The following is a 24496-nucleotide window of genomic DNA, read 5'->3' on the forward strand; positions in this document are numbered from 1 at the left end:
GCGTGGCCTCACAGGACCGCTTCTTCCGACGTGTCAACGACCTCGTCGTCGGCCGGCCCAGAGCCGTCGTCGTCGCCTTCCTGCTCGTGACGGTGCTGTTCGTCCCGGGTCTCGCGACCATCTCGACAGAGGCAGGGACGGAGCAGTTCACACAGGAGAGCCCGGCACAGACGGCACTCGAACGGGTCAACGAGGACTTCGGGCCGACCTTCGACACGTCCGGCGGCAGTACGCAATTGATCCAGCGCGGACGGAACGTGCTCGCCAAGCCCGAACTCCTGCGGATGCTCGATGCCCTCGAACAGTTGGAGTCCCGCGACGAACTGCGTGTGGCATCGACCAGCAGTGCAGCCAGCACCGTGGCCCGCACACTGGACCCGTCGGCGACCACCCTCGACGCGCAGATTCGAACACTCGAGTCCGCCTCACCCGGTGAAATCGACCGCGCGATACGGACGGCGGCAGACCAGCCCGCGTTCAGGAACCAGGTGAGTGATGACTTCAATCGGCAGTCGGCCAGCGCTTCGGCGACCATCGCTGTCGTCCAGCACCGCATCCCCGGCGGCGTCGACGAGGCTGCGGGGATGGGCGGTGAGAATCCGCTTGTTCCCATCCAGCGACAGAGCCAGCGTGTGGTCCAGTCCGTGGGTGGCAACATCGTCGTGTTCGGGTCCGGACTCGTCGCCGACGAGTTCTCCTCTGTCATCTTCGACTCGCTGTTCATCGTCGTGCCGGCCGCGGTGATACTCATATTCGTCTTCCTCATGGCGGCTTACCGGAACCCGGTGGACCTCGTTCTCGGTCTCGTGTCGTTGCTCATGACCATCGTCTGGACGATGGGGTTTCTCGGGCTGGCAGGCATCCCCTTCACACAGTTACTTATCGCTGTGCCGCCGCTGTTGCTCGCCGTCGGTATCGACTTCGGGCTCCACGCTATCAACCGCTATCGCGAGGAGCGGGCGTCGGGATTCGACATTCGCGAGTCGATGGCCACGGCGAACCGACAGTTGCTCGTCGCCTTCTTCATCGTCACTACGACGACAGTCATCGGGTTCAGCGCCAACACGATCAGCGACCTCGGACCCATCCGTGACTTCGGTATCGTCGCAGCCGTCGGCATCGTGTTCACGTTCCTCATCTTCGGCATCTTCCTGCCGGCAGCGAAGGTCTCTATCGACGAGTTGTTCGACTCACTCGGTATCCCGATGCCGTTCCAGCGACCGCTCGGGCGGTCGGGGACCCTTCTCGGGAGCGTCCTCTCGCTGGGCGTACTCATCGCTCGCCGGGCTCCAGCGGTGTTCGTCGTCCTCGTGCTTCTCGGGTCCGTCGGTGTAGGGTACTACGGTACCGGCGTCAGCACGGAGTTCTCACAGGACGACTTCCTCCCACCGGAGGAGACGCCCGACTACCTCGAGCGCCTACCGGAACCGTTCCGACCCGGGGAGTACACAGTCACCGAGCGGACGAACTTCCTCGAAGAGAACTTCGAAGCGGCGCAGGGCGAGAACGTCGTCGTCTACGTACAGGGTCCGCTGCGACAGGACGACGCACTCGAGTCGATCCAGCGCGCCAGCCAGAACCCCCCGGATACGTTCGTCACCGAGAATCGTGAAGCGGACGCCCAGAGCATCATCGGCGTCATCCGTACGCATGCGAACGAATCGGCCTCGTTCGCACGGTTGGTGGACCGCAGCGACGTCGACGACGACGGCGTCCCGGACGACAATCTCGAAGCGATATACGACGCCCTTCTCTCATCGTCCGCCCGTGACCGGGCGCTGTCGTTCATAACCAAGGACCTTCGAAGCGCTCGCGTCGTCTATTCGACAGAAGCCGACGCCGGACAGGGCGCAGTCGTCAGCGACGCACGCGTCGTCGCCGACCGCTACCGGTTCGAGGCCACCGCCACCGGCACGGCCGTAGTCTTTCAGGACGTGGCCGACACGATACTCGCATCGGCGATTCAGAGTCTCCTCATCGCTCTGGGCCTCACTGCGGTCTTCCTCGTCGTCATCTACCACGCCCTCGTCGACCGTGCATCGCTCGGTCTAGCCAACCTCGTCCCGATTCTGGTGACCATCACGGTCCTCGCAGGGACGATGCGGCTGCTCAACCTCCCGTTCAACGCGCTCACGGCGACCATACTATCCATCTCGCTTGGACTCGGCATCGACTACTCGGCGCACTTCGTGCATCGGTTCGCCGACGAGTACGAGGCGCGTCTGAACGACGACGCAACACCCGCGGACGTTCCCAACCAGGCTGTCATCTCGGCGCTCACGGCGACGGTGACCGGGACTGGCGGTGCCCTGACCGGGAGTATGGTCACCACCGTGAGCGGTATCGGCGTCCTCGTTCTGGCGATTACGCCAATACTCGGGCAGTTCGGCGTGCTCACAGCCCTCTCTATCTTCTACTCGTATCTCACCGCGATGGTGGTCACACCGAGCGTCGTCGTCCTCTGGGCCCGCTATACTCGGTGGGCGTCGAGTGTGTGAGACACTGCCGTCCGGATATCTGCTCCTGCTTTCAGTTCCGTCGTTCGAGAACGGTCCCGTCGGGTCCGACGCCGACGGCGAGCGTTTCGGTCGCTGCGACTCCGTCGATCGCGGCTGTGGCGGGGGTGAGTGCTCGCTCCCACTCCTCATCGACCACCCACTCGTAGAGCGTCCCGTCTTCGCCACCTATCAGCGAAGCTCGGTCCCCGCCAGCTATCGACAGCAGTCCACAGTCGGCCACGCTCCGAGGCGTCCACGTATCGCCATCGTAGTGGCACACGGAGCCACTGTCGGTTGTCACCCAGGATTCCTCGCCAGTCGCCGTGACGTCGGTCATGGTTCCGGGAACAGCATCAACAGGAATCTGCTCGAACGTCCGGCCACCGTCGGTAGTCCGGAAGACCTTCTGACTCGTGTCACAGGCCCACCCGACCGAGTCGTCCACCAACGTGATACCCGCGATACTGGACCCACTTCCGGGAACGGCTGGGTCGGCCCAGACCATCTCGCCGCCCTGATACACCCCCCGGCGGATACGTCCCGAACCGTCTGCGAGAACCACGACTTCACCGGTTTCCCCGGCAGTCGCCGCGACATCGACGAGGTTCGACGTATCGCTCGCCGGCTCGGAGTGGTCTGTCTGCCGCTCCGTCTCGGCATCGATACGAGCCACCGTCCCGCTCGCACCGGCCACCCAAACACCGTCGTCCCCAGCACTAGCCACCGCTCGGAGTGAACTGGATTGGGCTCTGGGTCCGTTCGACAGCAGCGACGACCAGCCCGCATCGTCGCCGACCAGAACAACGCCGTCCTCTCCGACCGCGTATGCGGACGTACCGGCGATAGCGACGTCGTGGAGATGGGCATCGGTCGGAACTGTTTCGAGCGTCCACTCCGCTGGAGGTGTCGAGCCTCCGGCGGGCTCGGACTCTGTCGACGAGGTCGACGACGTCTCGATGGTCCCACGGAAGTACAGTACGATCGGGGGCAGCGTGTACGCCGCGATTGCTACCGCGGCGAAACGCGGGTCGATGAAGGTCAACGTCCCGAAGGCAGTCAACGCTGCGGTCGCGAGGGCGTGTATCCACGTCTTGGTGTAGCGGCGGATGAACGCCGTCGGGGACGCCCGGCCGGACTGAGAGGGCATCAGCGACCGGTTGGCACTCCCGACGGTCGTGTCTTTCGCCCGCCTACTCGAGGTCGAAACGGTCGAGGGTCATCACCTTATGCCAGGCGTCGACGAAGTCCTGCACGAACTGCTCCTCGGCGTCCTCGCTCCCGTAGACTTCCGAGATGGCTCGAAGGCGGGAGTGCGAACCGAAGATGAGATCTGCGCGGGTCGCCGTCCACTCCAGTTCGCCGGTGGCACGGTCGCGGATCTCGTAGCGGTTGTCTCCGGCCTGTTCCCACTCCGAGTCCATCCCGAGGAGGTTCACGAAGAAGTCGTTGGTCAGCGTCCCCGGCCGGTCGGTGAAGACCCCGTGGTCAGCCTCGCCGTACGTAGCGTCGAGCGTTCGCATCCCGCCCACCAGCACGGTCATCTCCGAGGGCGTCAGGTTGAGCAGGTCAGCCTTATCGACCAGCAGTTCCTCGACCGGTCGGTCGGTCTCCGCACTTCGGTAGTTACGGAACCCATCAGCCTTCGGTTTGAGTGCCTGGAAGGACTCGACGTCGGTCTGCTCCTGAGAGGCGTCTGTGCGACCCGGTTCGAACGGGATCTCGACGTCGTAGCCAGCTTCCTGTGCCGCCTGCTCGACGGCCGCGTTGCCGCCCAGCACGATGAGGTCTGCCAGCGAGATTTTCGTCCCGTCGGAGCGAGAGGCGTTGAAGTCCTCCTGGATGTCCTCCAGCGTCTCCAGCACCGTCGTCAGTTTGTCGGGCTCGTTGACCTCCCAGCTTCTCTGCGGTTCGAGCCGAATCCGGGCCCCGTTCGCGCCACCGCGTTTGTCGCTGTCGCGGTACGTCGAAGCCGATGCCCACGCCGTCTTGACCAGTTCTGAGGTAGACAGGTCTGATTCGAGTACCTCGGCCTTGAGATCCGCAATCGCGTCCTCCCCAACCAGACCGTAATCTGCATCGGGTATCGGGTCCTGCCACAGCATCTCTTGGTCGGGCACCTCCGGACCGAGGAACCGGGTCGGCGGACCCATGTCTCGGTGGGTCAGCTTGTACCAGGCTTTGGCGAAGTTGATGCCGAACTCCATCGGATTGTCCTGGAACCGCTCGATAATCTCCCGGTAATCCGGATCTTTCTTCAGAGCGATGTCCGTCGTCAGCATCATCGGCGTCCGCGTCTCCGACGGGTCGTGGGCGTCAGGGACGGTGTCCTCCAGCTCGTCGTCTTTGGGCGTCCACTGCCACGCGCCGCCGGGTCCTTTCTCCGGCTCCCATTCGTAGTCGAGCAGGTTGTTGATGTAGCCCATGTCCCACTCGATGGGCGACTGCGTCCACGGGCCCTCGATGCCGCTTGTGATGGTGTCGGCACCCTTACCTGATTCGTAGTCGCTCTCCCAGCCGAGGCCCTGCTGTTCGATGGGCGCGGCTTCGGGCTCGGGACCGAGGTTCTCGGGATCGTCGGCGCCGTGGACCTTGCCGAACGTGTGACCACCAGCGATGAGCGCGGCCGTCTCCTCGTCGTTCATGGCCATCCGGCTGAACGTCTGCCGGATGTTCTTCGCCGAGGCCTCGGGGTCGGGCTGACCGTCCGGACCCTCGGGGTTCACGTAGATGAGTCCCATCACGGAGGCACCGAGGCCCTCCTGGATCTCACCGGCAGCGTCGAACCGTTCGTTGGTCTCCATCTCGTCTTCCGGGCCCCAGTCGACGGCATCGTCGGGCTCGAACGCGTCTTCTCGCCCGCCGGCGAAGCCGAACGTCTTGCCACCCATCGATTCGATCGCGACGTTCCCGGCCAACACAATCAGGTCCGCCCACGACAGCTTGCGGCCGTACTTCTGTTTGACGGGCCAGAGCAGTCGGCGAGCCTTATCCAGATTCGCGTTGTCCGGCCAGCTGTTGAGAGGGGCAAACCGCTGTCGACCGCCATCGGCGCCGCCGCGGCCATCACTCGTGCGGTACGTTCCCGCGCTGTGCCACGCCATCCGAATGAACAGCGGACCGTAGTGGCCGTAGTCGGCCGGCCACCAATCCTGCGAGGTGGTCATCACCTCTTCGATATCCGCCTTCACTTCGTCGAGATCGAGTTGCTGGAACTCCGACGCATAGTCGAACTCCTCGCCCATCGGCCCGGCCTGGCGGGCGTTCTGGTCGAGAATATCCAAGCTCAACTGATTCGGCCACCAGTCCTTGTTGGAGCCTTTCATCAACGGGGCTTGTCGCCTTCGCCTGATAAAATTGTCCACTCCGGAAATAAAATATTGCCGTACCCCAAATCGAACTTTCGCATTTATCAATATCTGTCGTCTGTAGTTCTGAATCCCTCGATCAGATAAATCCGATGTGTCCTTCCCTCGACGTACCAGCGCGGCAAACGTTTGCGATTCATGTTCTCACAGATCTCGCCTACCAGGCTTCCAACGTGCCAGACAGATGCATCGAGCAGGACCACCGCTACTACCCGGTAACACTCACGTCAGCACGTATTGAAGTAGCTTCGACGCCTACACTGCGTAATGGCAGACCCAACCCCCACACCGGGCATCCACCACGTAACGTGCATCGCTGGCGACCCACAGCGAAACATGGACTTCTGGGTCGAGACGCTCGGGCTGCGTCTCGTGAAGCGGTCCATCAATCAGGACGACCCTGGTACCTACCACTTCTTTTTCGCAGACGCCGAAGGGACGCCGGGGACGAGCATGACCTTCTTCCCGTGGGAAGACCTCACACAGGGGAAGGTCGGTTCAGGACAGGTCTCCCGGACCGCGTTCCGTGTCCCGGAGGGCAGTCTGGACTACTGGGAGAGGCGGTTCGAGGAGTACGACGTCGACTACGACGACCGCATCGAACGGTTCGGGGAGACAGTCCTCCAGTTCCGTGACCCGGACGGCCTGCCGGTCGAACTCGTCGAAAGCGACATTCCCGACGACGACCCGACCGTACCGTGGACCGAGTTCGTTCCGGAGGAGTACGCCATCCGCGGGTTCCACTCGGTGACGCTATGGCTGGCCGACCCCGAGCCCACCGAGGACCTGCTTCGGACGATGGGTCTGGAAGAGGTCGGGACGGAGCAGGCACAGGGCGACACACCGGGCGACGAGCGGACCCGATTCGCCGCCTCGGGACCCGTCGGCAAGTACGTCGACGTCCTCCCGACCATCGAAGGGGGGCGTCAGGGCCACGGGACGGTCCACCACGTCGCCTTCCAGACGCCGACCGACGAGGACCAGCAAGCCATGCGCGAAGCCGTCCAGTCCGCGGGGCTGCGACCGACCCAGCAGATAGACCGCCACTGGTTCCGGTCGGTCTACTTCCGTGAGTTCGGGGGCGTGTTGTTCGAACTCGCGACCAGCGGCCCGGGCTACACGGACGACGAACCACTCGAGGAGCTCGGGGAGCGGCTGGTCCTCCCCGGGAAGTTCGAGGCCCAGCGTGAGCAAATAGAGACAGGGCTCACCGACGTCACTGTGCCACGAGCGTCGCGAGCCGAGGCAGACGACTGAGCACCACTCGTACAGTTCAACACCAATCGTGAGGCGGTACTGTTTCGTTCAGTTCGCCAGAATCTCTGAGAGCCGCGCCTCGCCCAGCGTATCGACCAGCTGGGCGAGTTCGACGACGCGTTCTTCCCCGAGCACGTCTACCAGTTCCCGAATCTCCTCCGGGTCGAACGTCCGAGCGACGTAGCCGAGGTTCTCGACCATCTCCGTCGTCCGTTCGACCACGTCCTCGTCGGGAACGAGGCTGAGCGGCCGATTCGTGAACCGACCGTCGTCGTTGTAGTAACAGAACCGGAGTTGCGCCTCGTCGGCGTCGTCCGGTTTGACGACCTGGAGGACACCTGTTCCGTCCTCCCACTCGTCCAGTTCCACTTCGAGTAGCGTCTCGTAGCGAGTCATAGCAGGCCGTACCAATCGATTGCACGTATCTCTTGGGACTGCATCCTTGGGAACGCTGGGTTTCGTTTGGGAGACGCAACTGTTCTCCATGTATTGTTCAGGCCGCATTGCCGTCACGGTCCCCCATGCGTTGGCTCGTCGGCTGATTCCCGGAGCAGAGGTGTACTCAGTTGCCGAAGCGGTGCTGGAGAACCAACATCTTTGCCTGCCGGGGTTCACGTCAAGAGTAGATGGCCCGGACGAACACCCGGCCGCCGACGCCACCGACCACGCCGATGGTCGGGCATACGGCGGCCTTCGTGCGCGACCCTTTCGGCTTCATAAGACAGTCTGTGGACTCTACTGGCGACGCGTTCCGGATGCGGCTGCTCGGCAAGGATGTGTTCGTGTTGGCGCATCCGGACTACGTCGGGACGGCGTTGTCCGACCCGGAGAAGTTCGCCAAGCCGGACGATTTCGAGGTAGCGTTCGGAGATGCCCTCCTCGCGGTCGACGGTGACCAGTGGCGGCGGCAACGTCACTCGATGGAGCCGTTCTTCAGTCCGCGACGTATCGCCGACCACACCGATACGATGGCGGACATCGCCGAGGCGAGAATCGGTGATTGGGCCGCCGGCACGTCTGTGCGTATCGACGAGGAGATGAAGGCAGTCGCTCTACAGAATCTGTTTCAGGTGGTACTCGGACAGTCACTCACGGACAGCGAAATCGCGGAGCTTTCGACTGCCGCTCGCGACCTCAATCTGTGGTTCAAACCGACGTCGTGGGCTCTGCCCGAGTGGGTGCCGACACCGGCGCGCTGGAAGTTCAATCGCGGCAGCACAGAGTTGCGGAACCGAGCGCGAACCCTGCTGTCAGATACAGGTCAGGCGCCGCGAACGGAAAGTCTACTCGCCACGCTGGCCGAGTTGCGTGATGACCCGGACTCGGCGTACGACGAGGCGGAAGTGCTCGATCAGGTAGTCGGGATGCTGTTCGCCGGCCACGAGACGACGGCCCTCGCCATGACGTACGCGCTCCACCAGCTCGCGACACACCCACAGGTCGCCGAGCAGTTCCACGCCGAAATCGACGCTGTCGTCGATGGGTCGCCGACGTTCGACCAGTTACAGGAGTTGGAGTATCTCGACCGGATCGTCAACGAAACGCTCCGCCTGTATCCTCCCGTCCACGCGATTCCACGGGTGACGACCGAACCGGTCGAGGTCGGCGACTACACACTTCCCGAGGAATCGACCGTCTTGCTCAGCGTCTGGTGCCTCCACCGCGATGCGCGGTTCTACGACGACCCGCTCACGTTCGACCCCGAGCGATGGGCCGGAACCTCACCGAGAGACCGGGGCTACGCGTTCGTTCCGTTCGGGGCGGGGTCACGCATCTGTATCGGCCGACACTTCGCTCGCCTCGAAGCGAAGACCGTCCTGGCCGAGGTCGGCCGCCGGTATCACCTCGAGGCGGCGGACGGTATCGAGGTGAACCCCCAGATGACGACCCAACCAGCGGACCCGGTACGTCTCGGAATCTCCGACCGGACCTGAGCATCGCGACCCAGAGGTTCGACCCCGAGTCGAGAATCTGGGAGGTCCTCTACGTCTGTCGGAGGGTCCCGGGTTCGACAAGGTGACAGGCCGCTCGATGGTCGTCGGTCACCCAGACCTCCCCTGGATTCTCTTTGGCACAGACCGTCGGGAACGATGCTTCGAGACGGTGGTGTGCGCCGGACACATCGCCGTCCAGGACCTGCGACAGCGCTGTGTCAAGAACGTCCTCGGCATCCGGGTCTCCGAGCGCGTCCGGGAGGTCGAACTCCGCTCGGATGGCCGTCCGGACCTGGTCGTCGGTCACCGCCTCGACCGGTCTGTCCGATTCGGCAGCGACGAATTCCCGGACAGTGTCTGGGTCGACGCCGTCCGTGGCGAGGCGACGGCGGAAGTCGAGGACCGCCCGCCACGTCTGTTGGTCGATGTCGTATTCTGGCGGCGGGATGACCTTCGGACAGCGGGTGTGGAACCGACAGCCGCTGGGTGGGTCGCTCGCGGACGGTACATCACCACGTAGCTCGACCCGAGTGCCGCGTTTCCGGGGGTCCAGCGTCGGTATCGAGGCGACGAGCACCTGCGTGTACGGGTGCTGTGGCGAGTCGAACAGGCTGGTCGTCGAGGCACACTCGACGATCTCGCCCAGGTACATCACGGCGACTCGGTCGCAGATTTCCCGGACGATACCCATGTCGTGGGTGATGACGACGATACCGAGCCCGAACTCCCGCTGCAGGTCCTCCAGTAACCCGAGAATCGCCGACTGGACGGACACGTCGAGTGCGCTGGTCGGTTCGTCGGCGATGAGGAGGTCCGGGTTGAGCACGAGTGCTCTGGCCAGGGCGACGCGCTGTTTCTGACCGCCCGAAAACTCGTGTGGATACCGGTCGACGTCGTCCGCCGACAGACCGACGCGTTCCAGAAGGTCGGCTACCACCTCCCGCCGGAGTTCACGGTCGGTTACGCCGTGTATCACGAGCGGTTCGGCGACTGACTCGCCGATGGTCATCCGCGGATCGAAACTGGCGCTCGGGTCCTGAAATATCATCTGAGCCTTCCGGCGGAACGCCTTGAGTTCGCGTCCGGAGAGGTCGGTGACCTCCTCGCCCTCGAAGCGTATCGACCCAGCGGTGGGCTCTTCGAGGCGGAGCATCGTCCGCGCCGCGGTCGACTTCCCACAACCGGACTCGCCCACGAGGCCCACCGTCTCGCCGCGTCGGACCGAGAGGTCGATGCCGTCGACGGCTTGTACCGTCCCGACCTGTCGCCTGAGCACGCCCTCGGTGATAGGGAAGTGTTTCGTCAGGTTCTCTACCTCGAACAGTGGCGGGTCACTCATCTGAATCACCGGCGCTGTGACCGTCTCTGAGCACCGACTGGTCACCGGTGGGGCCGTAGTAGACACACGACGCGGTCTGGGACTGTGTGTCGTCGACGTGGTAGAGCGGGGGCTGGTCACCAGTGTGACACTCGTGGCGCGCGTAGTCACATCGGTCGGCGAACCGACAGCCTTCGGGAGGATTGTGGAGGTCAGGGAGCCGCCCCTGGATACTCCGCATGGGTCGGCCTCGACCGGGCAGACAATCGAACAGCACCTGCGTATACGGATGCGCCGGGGCGTCGAACACCTCGTAGACGCTCCCGCGCTCCATTACTTTCCCAGCGTACAGCACGACAACACGATCGGCGAGTTCGGCGACGACGCCGAGGTCGTGGGTGATGAGCAGGATCGACATGTCGTACTCGGTCTGCACCTCTTCGAGAAGTGCCAGTACCTGCGCTTGAATCGTGACGTCCAGCGCCGTCGTCGGTTCGTCGGCGATGAGGAGGTCCGGGTTGGCCGCGAGTGCCATGGCGACGACGATGCGCTGTTTCATGCCGCCGGAGAACTCGTGCGGGTAATCGTCGTACCGCGTCGTCGCGTCCGGAATCCCGACCTGGTCAAGGAGCGTGAGCGCCCGCTCTCTGGCCGCGCCGTCGCTCACGTCCTCGTGGACCTGTATCGCCTCGCGGATCTGCCAGCCGACGGTGAAACAGTGATTGAGCGCGTGCTGTGGGTCCTGGAAAACGTGCGCGATCCGGTCGCCCCTGACCTTTCTGAGTTCCCGTTCGGAGAGCGAAAGCAGGTCGCGGCCGTCGAGTTCGGCCACGCCGCGGACGACACGACCGGGAGGCATCCGTATCAACTTCGTGATCGTCTCGGCGGTGACGGTCTTCCCGCTGCCGCTCTCGCCGACGAGACAGACCGTCTCACCCCGCTCGACGTCGAAGTCGACGCCGTCGACCGCTCGAAGTGGCCCCATGTCGGTATCGAACTCGACGGTGAGGTCACGGACGGACAGGAGCGGGGTCCCCTGTTGGCTCTCGGTCCTTCGGTCGTGTTGCTGTCGCATCACTCTACCTCCGAACGTGGGTCGAGCGCGTCCCGCAGTGCGTCACCAACGAAATTGAACGCTAGAATCGTCAGGAACAGAAAGACACCGGGGACAGTGGAGATCCACCACGCAGTCCGGAGGTCCGAGCGCCCGGCAGCAATCGTCTGACCCCAGGAGGGTATAGTCGGATCGCCGAGCGAGAGAAACGCCAGACCCGCCTCGAACAGGATGAGGCCGGGAATCAGCAACGTCAGGTTCGTGATGACCGTTCCGGAGACGTTCGGCAGGATATGCCGCCTGATGACGTGTGCGGTGCTCGCGCCGCCACAGCGCGCTACATCGACGTACTCGTCCTCGGACCGTTGGAGGGCCGCGCTTCGCACGAGTCTGGCCGTCCCGCCCCAACTGAGGAGACCGAACACGAGGATGAACATCAATAGACTCCCGCCGAAGAGGTAGATGAGGAGGAGGTACAGCAGGAACGATGGGAAGACCTGCTGGATGTCCACGTAGCGCATCAATACCTCGTCGACGAGGCCGCCGACGTAAGCGGCGACAGTGCCGACCGTCGCACCGATACTGATGATGAGAAACGAGGTTATCAGGCCGATTCGAATCGAGACACGCATCCCGAGGACGACCAGCGAGAGGATATCCTTGCCGTCACCCGTCGTCCCGAGGGGGAACTGCCAGCTCCCGTGACAGCGACCCCCGGCCACGTCACCGACGCAGCTGAGGGGGACAGTGCTGTCGACGCCGAGGCCGACCGGCGGTTGATAGCTCTGTGGGAGCGCGACCTGTGGTTTGCCGACGAAGAGCGGCCCGACCAGTCCCAGGGCGAAAACGCCGATCAGGAACCCCAGACTGACCACGGCAGCCCGGTTCTTCCGAAACTCTCGCCAGTAGTGGGCAGTCATCCGGCGATGGGTCGCTAGCGGGACGAGCACGTAGAAGACGAACAGTGTCAGCGAGACCACGAACAACCAATCCAGCTGGGTCAGGTCCCAGCCGTCGCTGAACAGTGGGTTCGGCGAGAACAGCGGGGCCTCCCGAACGTAGTCGAACGCGAAGACGACCCCGAGGGCCGCTAACGTTGTCAGGAACCCCGCTGTCCGTCGGCCCAGGGTGATACCGTGACTCGCTTCCCAGTCGATGTCCTCGAAGCGACGGCGGGGTGGATCGGTACTCATCAACGGTCACCGTAGTCGATGCGGGGGTCCAGAACGGTGTAGGCGACGTCCTGCAATAGGTTGCCGACGACAGCGATGAACACGCCGACGAGGGTCGTCGCCAACACCAGTGGAGTGTCCTGATTCTGGATGGCCTTGAAACTCAGCTGTCCAAGTCCGGGGATGCCGAACACTACCTCGACGAGATAGGAACTCGCGATGAACAGTCCCAGCAGGTCAGCCACGAGAATCGTCGAAAGCGGCACTGCAGCGGGCCGGAGCACGTGCAACAGCAGTATTCGTCGCTCCGAGACACCCTTCGCCCTCGCGGTCTTCGTGAACGTCGCCTCGACGTACTCCAGCGCTTCTGCGCGAGTGTACCGCGTCAGACTCGCTATCGACCCCGTCGTGAGCACGAAAACCGGGAGAACCAGTTGCCTGGCGTTGGCCAGACTGAACACCGGCGCGTCCGGGTCGAAGACGATCGGGACGACGTCGAGGTGGACGCCGAAGATAACCAGGAGGACGATGCCGAACCAGAAGTTCGGAATCGCGTATCCGAAGAACGCGACGAACGTCGCCGCGTAGTCGAACCGGGAATACTGGTGGGTCGCCGAGTAGAGGCCGATAGAGAGTCCGAGTGTTACTGTGAGAATCGTCCACGGCACCGAGTACATCATCGTGTAGGGCAGGGCATCGGCGATGGCTGCAGTGACCGGTTGTCCCCGCGAGGTGCTGTACCCCCAGTTGAACGTCGCCATGTTGGTCATGTAGTCGGTGTACTGTTGCCACAGTGGCCGGTCGAGGCCGCGCTGTTGTTCGTATGCCGCTCTGGCGGCCTCCGCGTCACCACCGGAGACTGCGGCCTGGAACTGGATGCTCGTAAGCGCCTGTTGCTCTGTGACGTACAGCAGGACCCACGTAATCGAGAGGATGACGAACGTCGCGACGATGGCCCAAAGCAGCCGCCGGGCAACGTACCACCTCATGACTCGAAGTAGTACGTTTGTGAGTTCCAGCCGCTCGCGAACGTTTCTGTCGGCCCGACGAGTTCGTCCTGTGCACCGACGATGTTCGAGGGCATGAGCAGGAACCCGAACGGCTGTTCACGAGCGAGTTGTTCGAACACTTCGGCGAACAGGTCACGTCGCTGGTCCTCGTCGACAGTGCGCGAGGCCTCGGCATACAACTCGGGGATGTTCGACTCGGGGACATAGCCGTAATAGTTGATCGTCCCCCGCGTGCTGAAGAACGAAGCACTCGAACTCGGCGTTCGCGGGTAGGTGTTGAACCCGAGGACGACGGACATGTCCCACGGTTCCTGACTGACGGACAGGTCACGTGGACCACCGTTGAACGCGCCGGCGCTCCACGGGACCTCCGCCCCACTCCGGGGGCTGTTCGCAGCGTACCGCTGCTGGAACGTGTTGCCGGGAACCGTCTCGATTCCGACGCGAATACCGAGGTTTGCGTCGACCTCCTGAGCGATTAGTTCCGCCAGCGTCTGGTTTGTCCTACTGGCGGAGCTGGCGTACAACGAGAGCGTCACCGCCGACCCGTCGGGGCCGACGAGGGTGTCACCGTCGTACCGGTACTCCGTGTCTTCGATGCCCTGCCGCATTCTGTTTCTCGCCGGCTCGGATCCATAGAGGTCGCCGACCCCGAAGCGATACGGCTCGATGCCATCTTCGACGTACCACTTCGAGAAGCGAGGCTGCATCGTAAAAGCCGGTTCGGCGAACCCGCGATACAAGTTGTCAGCTAGCGTCTGCTTGTCGACGGCACAGGCGAACGCCTGCCGGACCGGTATCTTCCTGAACAGTCGCCAGCCATTCGCCCGCATGTTGTACTTTATCGCCTGTACGAACGGTTGCGGCTGGACGTACACGTCGACCGATTCGAGGTCCTGAAACTCACGGGCGTTCTGTGGGGGGATACCCGCGCTTGTCACTTCGCCTTCGCGTAACGCGTTCAATCGCGAGGACTCCTCCGCGATGATTCGTATCGTGTACGAATTGAAATACGGGACGTTGCGCCACTCCTCACCGACGTCGTCGACCTCCCGGATGTAGTACTCGTCGTTGCGCGTGGTGACGTACTGCGATTCCCGTTCCCACTCTTCGAAGGTGTACGGCCCGAGGTTGCCAGTGTACTGGAGTTCGTTGATTTCCTCGTCTTGCTGGAGCCCCTGAGTGTCCCTGTCTGGAACGTACGTCTCAAGTATCCCCCTCGGGAGACAGCTCTGCCCCCACATGACTGGTTTGAGCGGGAACGAGGGGTCGACCTCTGGCAAGCGTATCTCGAAGGTCAGCTCGTCCAGCTGCTCGACCGGAATGGGCTCGCCCTGCCGAAACCAGTCCCCGGCGTTCGTGTAACCAGCCCAGTTGTCCTCACCCTGGAAGACGTTCCGTATCATGTACACCCAGTCGCCGGCGGTCATCCGTCCGTACCCGCCGCCCCATCGGAGATTGTCACGGAGCGTGATTCGATAGGTCTGTCCGTCCTCTGTCGATGGCTCGGCCCAGAGCGGGAACACGTTCTGGTCCTCGTCGACGGCCCACGCGCCGTCAAGTGTGAGACCGACGAACGCTCCGGACGTAGTGTCGTTCGTAAAGAGCCAATTCAGCGAGTTCGCGTCGGACCCCGCAACGCCGACGAACTCACCGGACGGTCTCCGCACGCCCGTCCCGTCGATGCCACCCTCGGTCTCCGTTGCGCCGGATTGGGTATCGCTACCGTCGGTACCGAACAATCCGTTACAGCCTGCTGCCGAGCCCATGGCACCGATGCCCAAGGTTCGAAGTATATCTCGTCGAGTCGGCGTCGAAAGCGTCCGGGAAACGTCGCTTTCGCCTGACATTGACTAGCACAGAAGAACTGTGAGTAGATTAACCATTTGGATTTTTCCACCGTCTGAGTCATGCTGTTAGGTGACCCACCAGCCACGGGTTCCCCGTCAAAGCGAGTCCGAGGCCCATTTACTCCTCGACTGCGTGAACCCAGATATGGAACCGGACGACGTGCGCCGAGACTGGGCCGAACGCTCGGGTAAGTACTCGCCGACGTACTACGCAGATATCGGCCCGAACGAAGTGAGCGAGACGCTCGTCGACGTGCTGGGCCACTACGTGTCTGACGATGCCGCTATTCTGGAGATCGGGTGTGGCTCCGGGCGACACCTCGCGCATCTATTGGACCGAGGGTACGAGGACCTCACCGGCATCGACATCAACGCCGACTCTTTCGATGTGATGGCCGAGAACTATCCCCGACTCGCCGAGACTGGAACCTTCTACACTGGTGCGGTCGAAGACCTCGTAGAGGAGTTTCCGGACGACAGCTTCGACGTTGTCTACACCGTCGAGACACTCCAGCACATCCACCCGGACGACGTGTGGGTGTTCGAGGAGATTGCACGAGTCTGTGGGGACCTGCTGGTGACAGCCGAGAACGAGGGTAACAGCCCCGAACGCGGCCGAACGGACGCTGAAGTGAGCTACGTCGACGACGATTTCCCACTGTACCATCGTAACTGGAAACAGGTGTTCTCGGAGTTGGGATTCGCCCAGCTCATCCGGGAGCCGACTGCACGGGACACGATCCGCGTGTTCCGCGGCGTGTGAACCCAGCAGCTTTGCCTGCGTGTTCGCAGGGGCTCGTCCGTCGTAGTGTCCGGAGCCGGTGTCGCCGGAATACACGGATCTCGGTTCCGTCGGTTTAAGATGTGTTTAAACAGTTTTTGCAGCGTCTCGGTGGACGCCACTGAGGCCGTAAAGCGGCTAAAACCGGTCGTTTCGGTTGAACGGTTCTGAATCGGGACTAACGGTCATTCGTTTATATAGAGGTAGCAACGGATGGTCGAAGCACGCGAAGCACTCATGTCCACCGTCGACCCCTCCCTGCCACGGTTGCCCACCGCCGTCCCGTCCGTCCGGGCGCTCGTGTCGAGCGCCTCGGAGGCGTGCCTGAACGGCATCCGAGCCACGGCCTTCTGGACAGCCATCCCCCTCCCGTTGGTCATACTCGGGACCCTCGTGACCGACGTCGTCGCCACGGCCCCGCTTTTCGTTGGCGGTCTAGTCGTTCTGAACGTCCTCTGTGCGGTCATCGGACAGCAGCACTCACCGGAGAGATGAGCTTCTGACACCCTCCACCCAACACCCAGAGGAGTGCCAGTAGCCGACGAGTGGAATACACCGGCTCAACTCAGTGCGTCCATCGCAGGTTCGTGGTCGAGAGGTACACGCAAACGTTGAGAGAGACGTTCTGGCCGCCTGCCACTGTGCCGTGGTTGGCTATGGTTTCCCCTAGATCGGGGCCATGGTTGTCGGTATAGCTCGGGTGCCGAGTACGGGCCAGAGCACATGGTTAATCAACCGCGGCAGTCTAACTACCACACAATGTCAGCGGAGTCGGGCACGACGTGTAAGGTCGACCGGGTCGCCGAGAAGCGGGGGCTCACCGAACTGGACGACGAGTTGCGGGAACGCTGGGCCGACGGCGATAGCCTGCGAGAGCTCGAACGGTTCTGTAACGAGGCGATACTCCGGTCGGCGATGCGTGCTGCCGGGATGGACACTCTAGACGGTGAGGCGGCTAACCTCTACCGTCTCCTGACCGACGACGACGTCGGTCCGGGTAAGCGCATAGACGCCAAGTCCAGACTTCAACGCAACGGACTGGACCCCGAGACGCTCACTGGCGACTTCGTGAGCTACCAGACTGTCCGGACGCATCTCAACGACTGCCTCGACGTGACGACTGCTCGTGACAGCACGCTCTCAGTCGATAGCGCTCGGAACACGGTGCTCAAACTCGTCTCACGTACCGAATCCGTGACCAACCAAACCATCGCCCGACTCACCGAACAGGGGTCGGTGACGATCCCCTCGCCTTCGGTGACGTTGAGCCTACGAGTCGCTTGCGCTGAGTGTGGGGACGAGTACACGTTCTCCGGGCTCTTGGAACGGGGCGGTTGCTCCTGCCAAAACACCGAGAACGCTGCAGAGCCCTAGGAATCTGCGACGAACGACTGCGTAGAGATGGTGTCGTAGCGTCCGTCCAGTTGTGCCCGTTCCTCGGGTAAGACAGCCGTGACGACGTAGTCTGCTGACTCACCGAAGTGTTGCATGAGGCCGTGGATGCGTTCAGCGTCGAACATCTCGACGGCGTCGACGACGATAAACGGGACTTCCTCGGCGACGTCGTGAACCAGATAACCCGCCAACGCGACGATGAGGCCGATGACCTCCCGTTCGCTCTTGCTGAGGTTGTCCACGGTATCGTCATATGCCGTGCCGTCATCGGTTGCTCGGACCACGTGGATTTCGAACTCTGTCGCTGACGTCCCTCGGTCACCCGGAGAGCGACGCTCCAGCCAGATACGTTCTATCGAGTCGTACTCGAGAGTGTCGAGGACGTGCTGCATGGTCTCGTTGAACGTGCTCACGAGGTCACGTTCGAGGTCTTCTATACGTTCACGCTGAGTCCGTAGCTCCGCCGCCACGGCGTCTCTGTCTGACTCGATGTCCGCTCGCTCGGCGAGTGCTGCCTCGATGTCGGCTATCTCCGACTCGATGCGCTCTATATCGCTGGCCAGTTGCCCACGCTCGTACTCAAGGTCACTCACCTCGTCGTAGTACGTGGCCAGCTGTTCATCGTCAGCGGATGCATCGTCGATGTTACGCTGGAGGGTTTCGATTTCTGTTTCGAGCTCTCGGCGGTCGGCTTCGAGGGATTCGAGCGTCCTCTCTCGGCGCTCGATTTCGTCTTGGAGGTCGTCGTGCCGGGCGCGCAATTCTTCCCGGCTCTCTCGACGTTGCTCGAGGTCACGCTTCTGTTCGGAGAGGCGCTGGATGCGGTCGGTGACAGCATCCCGTTCGGCGCGTTTCTCCTGAACGATGCTCTTGACGGCGTCGACCTGTTCTGCTATCTCGGCGCGCTCCACGGTGGTGCCGCACGTCCAACAGGTGATGGTCTGAGAAGCCGGGTCCAGTTCAGAGACGATATCGTCGGACGTCATGGCACTCGGGATGTCGGTGGACTCATCGAGTACCTCTGAATTCATCTCCACGATGGGGCTCAGGGCGTTGATTGTCGATGTGAGGCGTTGTTTCCGCTGGTGGAGTGTCTCCAGTTCGGCGTCGAGATCCGCGACGTCAAACTCGGATTCTACATCCTCTGTCGCGTTCAACTGCTCTGTGACCGATTCTAATTCCGACTGTAGCTCCTCGATAGCAGCCTCCTGACTGGTGATTCGCTGTCGGAGATCGTTCCGCTCGGACCGTTTCTCACGCAAGGCCTCTGTTTCGCCGTTTCCGTCGTCGGCTTCCGCTTCGAGGGTTTCGATAGCGTCGCGTTTCTCCTGCAGCTCCGCCTCGACGTCGGCGAGCTGTTCCTGAAGGCTGTTCTCTCGCGTTCGAAGGCCCGGTAAGCGGTTCTCCATCGAATCGAGTTCTGCCAGACGGTCGTCCAGCGCCTCTTTCTCGTCAGTCAGGCGGCGTATCTCTGACTCGATGGCGTCGGTGTCCACGGGGCGCATCAGATACTCGTAGATGTCCTCATCGGCGAGTACCGCCTGTCGTATCGGATTCGTCTCGGTCAGCGCGACGAACAACTCACAGAGATCGTCCGCGGAGGAGTACTGATGAGCGCTTCGGACGACGGTGTCGCTCCCGTCGCGGCCGAGTTCGACGTGGTACTCCGTCTCCCCGAGCGCCATACTGACTCGCCCCTCATCCGCATCGCTCTTCAGCGGTGGCAGTGGGCCTCCTAGCACACCTGCAAGTGACCGCAGGAGTGACGACTTGTTCGAGGCATTCCGACCGGAGAGAAGCGTGACACCCTCCGTGATTGCTAACTCCGCATTCTCGATGCCGCCGACGTTCTCCACCCTAAGTTCGAGGTGATCAGCTGTCTCGCTCGTTTCCAGTGCGTCGTCGTTCGTCGTATCCATCGTAAGCTTCCCTCAGTGAGTGTTTGGCAGGTCGTGACGCTGGTCATCCGCCACGGGAGCCCAGACCCCAGATTTCCGCTGGCGGGATGGCCTGGTACGTCGCCGTCGCTTGCACTCTGTTCAAGCGCTTCCACCGTCTAGTTGTCGACTCCGCCAAGGGCGTACTCGGTGGCAGTGGGCGGGCAATCGACGTTCAATGTCGACCGCATCGTGACTGGCGTGTCCAATCGTGTACTCGAATTGTGTACGCTATCGTATGTACGTTTTGTGCTTAAAAACACGTTTCATATTCCTCATCAACACCCATGAAATACAGGTGCGCTATACAGTAACATGGGCGTAGCACGGACGGACGATTCCGACGGAACAACCCACCATCTCAGTCACCAGTGGGACGGTGATCGAAGTGTGAGCGAGACGCTTGTCGACGCGGTCGCGAGGCACGCCGGTGTGTCGCGAGAATCGTTACCACCGATAGGGGAGAGTATAAACCCCGATGCACTCGACAGTCTCTTCGAGACGGGATCGGAGAGAGCCACCGCACCCGGGTGTGTTACGTTTTCCTACTACGAATACACCGTCGTCGTTCAGAGCACCGGACAGATTTTCCTCAGAGAGAGCTGAATAGCCAGCCTGCCTCTCGATTTGACCGACACAATCGACTCACCGTCACTGTAGTTTTCGCACTCTGGACGGTCCGGAGTTCTCGAACGTTTCCAGTAGATGTCAATTTAGCCACCCCAGAGGGGTTGGTGCCGAGTCGTCTCCGCTGTGAGCCAGAGGGTCAGTATCCTACCTAATTAAAAATTGCCAATTTTTCCAACATAAAGGCCCGTAATTATACTCCTCAAGCCCTATACGGTGGGAACCGCTATACAGAAATGAGATGAACGAAATCAAAACCCAAGACGAGAAGACGACTACGACGGAGAAGTTCTACATGCCGGCCGTCACCCTCCCGCCACACCTGGACCGTATCGAGGATGTCGTCGCCGACGTCTTCGATTTCCACGGTGTGGTCCTCATCCCCGACAGTTACAACAAGTGACATACTTCCCGCGGTGAACGACGGGACTCCCTTCGTCACTCAGATGGAGCCACCTATCACCGGAATTGCGACGAGATCTATCGTCGGACTTTTCGACGTTTTCTGTGGCCATTAGTAACGACGATATCCATTCACCGTCGTTTGTGCTGGCGGGAATTCTCAGGTCGTCCCAGGCGGTGAAGCTACCGGAGGGCAGGGCGGACGCCGTCGGTCACATCTAAACACTATTGTATGCAGGTTGTGTACATCCATTTAACAGGGAACGACCGAACGCGCCACCACGTGACGGCCGATGGCCGGTTCGCTGGGTGGTGGTGCCACAACAGGTCCCGCACGTTACATGTCGATCACAGCAAAAGTACACATCGAACACGAACGACTCGCTCTCGTCCCGACGCTTCAGACCCTCGAAGACATCGACATACGAGTGATCACGCAGGGGAACACCGACCCGGGTTCGACGGTGTTCCCGTTTCTCATCGAATACGATGACAGAGACGAGTTGGAGGCGACGTTGGACGAGGACCCTACAGTCGATAGCTACGAACTCGTCGACTGGACCGACCGAACCGGAATCTACTATATCGAGCATTCGCCGGAGACCAAGCTCATCAGTACCGTCGTCACGGACGTCAACGGGTTCCTCGTCCACACCGAGACGAAGCGCCATGGCTGGCTGGTACGTCTCCTACTCCCCGACCGTGAGGCGCTGAACACTATCTGGGAGTATGCCAACGAGAACGATATCGCGCTCGACATCATAGAGATATACGGCAACAGCGACACCGGTGGCGAACAGTCCTATGGCCTGACTGAGGAACAGCGTACCGCACTGAGGATAGCCTACGAAGAGGGGTACTTCGGAGAGCCACGAGACATCTCTCTCAACGAGGTAGCGGATGAGATTGGACTGTCATCGACGGCCATGAGCGGCCGACTGCGCCGTGGGATGCGGAATCTCGTCGGGGCCACGCTCGTCGACGACGACACCGAAGAGTGACTTCACAACCAGGTCACCAATCAGTAGTGGCTACCTCTACTCTTTGGGCCTGTAGACCGGCCTGAGTGACGTCACGTCTTTGTCGTAGCCGAGCCACTTACTGAGGGCGGTTGCCACCAACACCAGATAGACTGGAAACAGGACGAGGAGTGTGTATCCAGCGACCACGGGAGTGATGGTACCGAAACTGTACAGTAACGCGACCGCTGCAAGTCCGACGACGGCACCGGCGATGATGCCGAGCCGAAACGCGTAGGCGGCGGCCGGACCTGGCTTGGTCCGAATCGCATTCATGTGGGCCTTAACAGCTACAATCCAATAAGTCGCGCGGGAAGGTAGGTATCGTGTGTCGTCCGGAATATGGTGCCGACCACCAAGAAATTCGAGGCCTCCCCAGCGTGTCATTTGAACGGCTCGTCGTGTCGTCTGCCAACGTCGAACCGGAGAGTGAAAATATATCTTGTTTTCGATACCTTTCGTTATTTCTAATTTAAGGTATGTCTTAAGCGTGGAGTCGTCGCGCTCCAAGAAATACCAGCTGAACACTGACAGAGTTATTGGAAGATACGGCGGAGCGAACGAAGTCGGCAGCGCTGTCCGACCATAAAGCAGTCAGGACCGTCTCGTCCGCACTGTTCGGTTCGGTGGAATCAACATTACTTCGCGTCGCTGAGTCCGGAGACCAATGTCAGAGCAACAGCTGCTATAGAGAATGGTACTGTAGGCCTTCATGCTGCACAGACTAATCATTTTTGTTACTATATATGGTAATTGAGAATTTTTTTCTCCGGTCCGTGCTGACAACCTCAGTTACAGAGGTCACCAGTAGAGTGACACTCGGGTGTGTTCCCGCCGTGTCTGATGAATCAAGTTTTGTGCCCAGACATCGTCCTTTTCAGACGAGATGCGAATCGCACTCGTCGCCGCCGTCGCGGCTAACGGTGTCATCGGGGCTGATGAGCGGGTTCCATGGCACTACCCTGCAGACTTACAGCACTTCAAGCAGACTACCGTCGGACATCCAGTCGTGATGGGGCGACGGACCTTCGACACTATCTATCGAGAGCTGGGCACGCCGCTTCCAGACCGTCGGAACATCGTTCTGACGCATCGTCCGGAAAGTGTTCCAGACGGCGTCGAAACTGCAGAATCCAGTACAGCGGCTCTTCGAGCAGCCGAGTCCGAGGAGGTCTCGACGACCTATATAATCGGTGGTGGAACCGTCTACGAACAGTTCCTCCCGCGCGCAGACGAACTGATTTTGACCGAACTGCACGAGAACGTCGATGGAGACACGACCTTTCCGCCAGTCGAGTGGGATTACTGGCGCGAAACAGACCGTGAGGAGCACGAAGCGTTCGATATCGTCTGGTACGCGCGGACAGGCAAGACGGCTAGGGAGTGACGAAAATCGTCAGCGAGAAGCACCAGATTGCTACCGGTACATAAATAGCAGGGGTAATCAGCGTCATCTTTTATGAGAGACACCAGTCTTTGTCCACAAGCATGTCCGGGAACGAAAGTCATCCCAATCACCCTAGTGTCGACCAGTCGGATCGGACAGTACCACGGAACTTGCGGCAGACCGGCGACCCCGGCATCGAGATGCTCGTCTCGACCCGGGTTCGCAAGTCACCGTTCTTCCACAAGTCCTTCAACGAGGAGGGTGCGTGGCGCGCAACGGTCTACAACCGACTCTATCACCCCCGCGGCCTCATCGAGGAAGAAGATGGCGGCGTCATGAAGGAGTACGATGCGCTGACCAACGACGTCACGCTCTGGGACGTCGCCGTCGAGCGTCAGATTCGAGTCAAGGGCCCCGACGCCGAGGCGCTGACGAACTACGTCGTCACCCGCGACGTGACGAGCATGGACGCGATGGACGGGAAGTACGTCATCCTCTGTAACGAGGACGGTGGCGTCCTGAACGACCCTGTTCTGCTGCGCCCCGAAGAAGACGAGTTCTGGTTCTCTATCTCGGACTCGACCCTGATGCAGTGGCTTCAGGGAGTCAACGTCGACAACGACTTCGACGTCGAAATCGACGAGATCGACGTGGCCCCGATGCAGATTCAAGGCCCCAAATCCGAGGACGTCATGGTCGACGTCGTCGGTGACGAGGTCAAGGAAATCCCGTACTACGGCCTGATGGACGCCGAAATCAACGGTGCCGAAGTCCTCATCAGCCAGACCGGGTTCTCCGGTGAAGCTGGTTTCGAGATATACGTCCGAGACGCACACGAGAACGCCGAGCGCGTCTGGGACCCCGTCATGGCGAGCGTAAAGGACCACGGCGGTCGCCAGATCGCACCGGGCCATCACCGTCGGATCGCCGCCGGTATCATGTCCTGGGGTCAGGACCTCGACCACGAGACGTCGCCGTTCCAGGTCAACCTCGGCTACCAGGTTCCCGACGACAAGGACGCCGACTACATCGGCAAAGAGGAACTCGAGCGCCAGAAGGAACTCATCGAGAACGGCGAGTACCCGTTCGAGCACAAGCTCATCGGCCTGAAGCTGGCCGGCGAGCCGATCCGGGACTACGCCCCGGACTTCTGGCTCATCTCCGACCCCGAAACGGGCGAAGAATGCGGGTACATCACCTCGCCGTGGTGGAACCCGGACCTCGAGACGAACATCGCCATGGGCTTCGTGCCGGCCGACAAACTGCAGGAAGTCACTGACACGCCGCTCAACGACGAGATCTACGACGAATCTCTCGACCTCGAGTTCCAGGTGCACCTGCCCGACGAGTACGCCGAGGAGGAAGGTGAACCCGTGTTCGCTACCGTGGCGAAGGTTCCGTTCAAGGAGTCAGTCAACCCGAGCGCACGCGAGCAGGCGAAGCTCAACGCACGCAAGGAAGCCGAAGCAGAGTCCAACGACGACTAATCG

General features: G+C 61.5%; 20 protein-coding genes and 1 pseudogene. 11 read left to right on the plus strand and 10 right to left on the minus strand.

The window, feature by feature from the left end; genetic code table 11:
* Positions 1-2 precede the first annotated feature (2 nt).
* Entirely contained in the window at positions 3-2498 is a 2496-nt protein-coding gene (locus ACV7GQ_RS19845) for an efflux RND transporter permease subunit (protein ID WP_470313405.1), read from the plus strand.
* Between the two features lie 31 nt (positions 2499-2529).
* Here the strand turns inward: ACV7GQ_RS19845 and ACV7GQ_RS19850 are convergent, their stop codons facing one another.
* Together ACV7GQ_RS19850 and katG are read right to left on the minus strand one after the other, a co-directional pair.
* A complete protein-coding gene (locus ACV7GQ_RS19850; protein WP_470313406.1) occupies positions 2530-3540 on the minus strand; it encodes a WD40/YVTN/BNR-like repeat-containing protein in 1011 nt (336 codons plus the stop codon).
* A 148-nt stretch (positions 3541-3688) separates the two neighbouring features.
* Positions 3689-5821: a catalase/peroxidase HPI gene (gene katG / locus ACV7GQ_RS19855; RefSeq protein ID WP_470313407.1), complete on the minus strand. Its 2133-nt coding sequence runs from the start codon at positions 5819-5821 to the stop codon at positions 3689-3691.
* 309 nt (positions 5822-6130) lie between these two features.
* Here katG and ACV7GQ_RS19860 point away from each other — a divergent pair, with 309 nt between their 5' ends.
* The gene (locus ACV7GQ_RS19860) at positions 6131-7120 is read left to right on the plus strand and encodes a ring-cleaving dioxygenase (RefSeq protein WP_470313408.1); all 990 of its coding nucleotides are present in this window, start codon (positions 6131-6133) and stop codon (positions 7118-7120) included.
* 48 nt (positions 7121-7168) lie between these two features.
* Here ACV7GQ_RS19860 and ACV7GQ_RS19865 read toward each other — a convergent pair whose 3' ends face one another.
* Positions 7169-7516: a DUF8109 family protein gene (locus tag ACV7GQ_RS19865; RefSeq protein WP_470313409.1), complete on the minus strand. Its 348-nt coding sequence runs from the start codon at positions 7514-7516 to the stop codon at positions 7169-7171.
* Between the two features lie 230 nt (positions 7517-7746).
* On the opposite strand from ACV7GQ_RS19865, the gene ACV7GQ_RS19870 reads away from it, so the two are divergent.
* A complete protein-coding gene (locus ACV7GQ_RS19870) occupies positions 7747-9054 on the plus strand; it encodes a cytochrome P450 (RefSeq protein ID WP_470313410.1) in 1308 nt (435 codons plus the stop codon).
* 49 nt (positions 9055-9103) lie between these two features.
* Here the strand turns inward: ACV7GQ_RS19870 and ACV7GQ_RS19875 are convergent, their stop codons facing one another.
* The 5 genes from ACV7GQ_RS19875 to ACV7GQ_RS19895 are packed head-to-tail and all read right to left on the minus strand — an operon-like array spanning position 9104 to position 15377.
* Positions 9104-10393 carry an ABC transporter ATP-binding protein gene (locus tag ACV7GQ_RS19875; protein WP_470313411.1) on the minus strand — a complete coding sequence of 430 codons (1290 nt, stop codon included), beginning with the start codon at positions 10391-10393 and terminating at the stop codon, positions 9104-9106.
* Entirely contained in the window at positions 10386-11447 is a 1062-nt protein-coding gene (locus ACV7GQ_RS19880; protein ID WP_470313412.1) for an ABC transporter ATP-binding protein, read from the minus strand. The genes ACV7GQ_RS19875 and ACV7GQ_RS19880 overlap by 8 nt, the downstream gene beginning before the upstream one ends.
* Complete coding sequence (locus ACV7GQ_RS19885; RefSeq protein ID WP_470313413.1) at positions 11447-12619, minus strand: ABC transporter permease; 1173 nt, start codon at positions 12617-12619, stop codon at positions 11447-11449. Before ACV7GQ_RS19885 ends, ACV7GQ_RS19880 begins: the two co-directional genes overlap by 1 nt.
* The gene (locus ACV7GQ_RS19890) at positions 12619-13587 is read right to left on the minus strand and encodes an ABC transporter permease (protein ID WP_470313414.1); all 969 of its coding nucleotides are present in this window, start codon (positions 13585-13587) and stop codon (positions 12619-12621) included. Before ACV7GQ_RS19890 ends, ACV7GQ_RS19885 begins: the two co-directional genes overlap by 1 nt.
* Positions 13584-15377, minus strand: coding sequence for an ABC transporter substrate-binding protein (locus ACV7GQ_RS19895; protein WP_470313415.1), 1794 nt, complete (start codon positions 15375-15377; stop codon positions 13584-13586). The genes ACV7GQ_RS19890 and ACV7GQ_RS19895 overlap by 4 nt, the downstream gene beginning before the upstream one ends.
* 226 nt (positions 15378-15603) lie before the next feature.
* On the opposite strand from ACV7GQ_RS19895, the gene ACV7GQ_RS19900 reads away from it, so the two are divergent.
* From ACV7GQ_RS19900 to rdfA, 3 genes and pseudogenes are all read left to right on the plus strand, one after another.
* Positions 15604-16221, plus strand: coding sequence for a class I SAM-dependent methyltransferase (locus ACV7GQ_RS19900; RefSeq protein ID WP_470313416.1), 618 nt, complete (start codon positions 15604-15606; stop codon positions 16219-16221).
* Between the two features lie 231 nt (positions 16222-16452).
* A complete protein-coding gene (locus ACV7GQ_RS19905; RefSeq protein ID WP_470313417.1) occupies positions 16453-16734 on the plus strand; it encodes a DUF8028 family protein in 282 nt (93 codons plus the stop codon).
* 264 nt (positions 16735-16998) lie between these two features.
* Positions 16999-17574: pseudogene (gene rdfA, locus ACV7GQ_RS19910) on the plus strand (rod-determining factor RdfA); the annotation flags it as partial.
* 35 nt (positions 17575-17609) lie between these two features.
* On the opposite strand, the gene ACV7GQ_RS19915 reads toward rdfA, so the two are convergent.
* Positions 17610-19553, minus strand: a complete 1944-nt coding sequence (locus ACV7GQ_RS19915; RefSeq protein WP_470313418.1) for an archaea-specific SMC-related protein — start codon at positions 19551-19553, stop codon at positions 17610-17612.
* A gap of 408 nt (positions 19554-19961) precedes the next feature.
* Between ACV7GQ_RS19915 and ACV7GQ_RS19920 the strand changes: the two genes are divergently transcribed.
* The 3 genes from ACV7GQ_RS19920 (at position 19962) to ACV7GQ_RS19930 (ending at position 21601) form a co-directional block, all read left to right on the plus strand.
* Positions 19962-20177, plus strand: coding sequence for a HalOD1 output domain-containing protein (locus ACV7GQ_RS19920; protein WP_470313419.1), 216 nt, complete (start codon positions 19962-19964; stop codon positions 20175-20177).
* A gap of 262 nt (positions 20178-20439) precedes the next feature.
* Positions 20440-20601 carry a hypothetical protein gene (locus ACV7GQ_RS19925; RefSeq protein ID WP_470313420.1) on the plus strand — a complete coding sequence of 54 codons (162 nt, stop codon included), beginning with the start codon at positions 20440-20442 and terminating at the stop codon, positions 20599-20601.
* 340 nt (positions 20602-20941) lie between these two features.
* On the plus strand, positions 20942-21601 hold the full coding sequence (locus tag ACV7GQ_RS19930; protein WP_470313421.1) for a helix-turn-helix domain-containing protein: 660 nt from the start codon (positions 20942-20944) through the stop codon (positions 21599-21601).
* Positions 21602-21637: 36 nt separating this feature from the next.
* Here ACV7GQ_RS19930 and ACV7GQ_RS19935 read toward each other — a convergent pair whose 3' ends face one another.
* Entirely contained in the window at positions 21638-21895 is a 258-nt protein-coding gene (locus tag ACV7GQ_RS19935; RefSeq protein WP_470313422.1) for a hypothetical protein, read from the minus strand.
* A gap of 610 nt (positions 21896-22505) precedes the next feature.
* Here ACV7GQ_RS19935 and ACV7GQ_RS19940 point away from each other — a divergent pair.
* Both ACV7GQ_RS19940 and ACV7GQ_RS19945 read left to right on the plus strand, forming a co-directional pair.
* Positions 22506-23006, plus strand: coding sequence for a dihydrofolate reductase (locus ACV7GQ_RS19940; RefSeq protein ID WP_470313423.1), 501 nt, complete (start codon positions 22506-22508; stop codon positions 23004-23006).
* 101 nt (positions 23007-23107) lie between these two features.
* On the plus strand, positions 23108-24493 hold the full coding sequence (locus tag ACV7GQ_RS19945; RefSeq protein ID WP_470313424.1) for an aminomethyltransferase family protein: 1386 nt from the start codon (positions 23108-23110) through the stop codon (positions 24491-24493).
* Positions 24494-24496: the final 3 nt, after the last annotated feature.

Source organism: Haloarcula sp. MBLA0163 (genome assembly GCF_055632435.1).

Excerpts from the sequence above, each read along its gene's own strand:
- katG (WP_470313407.1), bottom strand. The coding sequence starts at position 5,821 with ATGAAAGGCTCCAACAAGGACTGGTGGCCGAATCAGTTGAGCTTGGAT.
- ACV7GQ_RS19860 (WP_470313408.1), top strand. The coding sequence starts at position 6,131 with ATGGCAGACCCAACCCCCACACCGGGCATCCACCACGTAACGTGCATC.
- ACV7GQ_RS19865 (WP_470313409.1), bottom strand. The coding sequence starts at position 7,516 with ATGACTCGCTACGAGACGCTACTCGAAGTGGAACTGGACGAGTGGGAG.
- ACV7GQ_RS19870 (WP_470313410.1), top strand. The coding sequence starts at position 7,747 with ATGGCCCGGACGAACACCCGGCCGCCGACGCCACCGACCACGCCGATG.
- ACV7GQ_RS19875 (WP_470313411.1), bottom strand. The coding sequence starts at position 10,393 with ATGAGTGACCCGCCACTGTTCGAGGTAGAGAACCTGACGAAACACTTC.
- ACV7GQ_RS19880 (WP_470313412.1), bottom strand. The coding sequence starts at position 11,447 with ATGCGACAGCAACACGACCGAAGGACCGAGAGCCAACAGGGGACCCCG.
- ACV7GQ_RS19885 (WP_470313413.1), bottom strand. The coding sequence starts at position 12,619 with ATGAGTACCGATCCACCCCGCCGTCGCTTCGAGGACATCGACTGGGAA.
- ACV7GQ_RS19890 (WP_470313414.1), bottom strand. The coding sequence starts at position 13,587 with ATGAGGTGGTACGTTGCCCGGCGGCTGCTTTGGGCCATCGTCGCGACG.
- ACV7GQ_RS19895 (WP_470313415.1), bottom strand. The coding sequence starts at position 15,377 with ATGGGCTCGGCAGCAGGCTGTAACGGATTGTTCGGTACCGACGGTAGC.
- ACV7GQ_RS19900 (WP_470313416.1), top strand. The coding sequence starts at position 15,604 with ATGGAACCGGACGACGTGCGCCGAGACTGGGCCGAACGCTCGGGTAAG.
- ACV7GQ_RS19905 (WP_470313417.1), top strand. The coding sequence starts at position 16,453 with ATGGTCGAAGCACGCGAAGCACTCATGTCCACCGTCGACCCCTCCCTG.
- ACV7GQ_RS19915 (WP_470313418.1), bottom strand. The coding sequence starts at position 19,553 with ATGGATACGACGAACGACGACGCACTGGAAACGAGCGAGACAGCTGAT.
- ACV7GQ_RS19925 (WP_470313420.1), top strand. The coding sequence starts at position 20,440 with ATGAACGAAATCAAAACCCAAGACGAGAAGACGACTACGACGGAGAAG.
- ACV7GQ_RS19930 (WP_470313421.1), top strand. The coding sequence starts at position 20,942 with ATGTCGATCACAGCAAAAGTACACATCGAACACGAACGACTCGCTCTC.
- ACV7GQ_RS19935 (WP_470313422.1), bottom strand. The coding sequence starts at position 21,895 with ATGAATGCGATTCGGACCAAGCCAGGTCCGGCCGCCGCCTACGCGTTT.
- ACV7GQ_RS19940 (WP_470313423.1), top strand. The coding sequence starts at position 22,506 with ATGCGAATCGCACTCGTCGCCGCCGTCGCGGCTAACGGTGTCATCGGG.
- ACV7GQ_RS19945 (WP_470313424.1), top strand. The coding sequence starts at position 23,108 with ATGTCCGGGAACGAAAGTCATCCCAATCACCCTAGTGTCGACCAGTCG.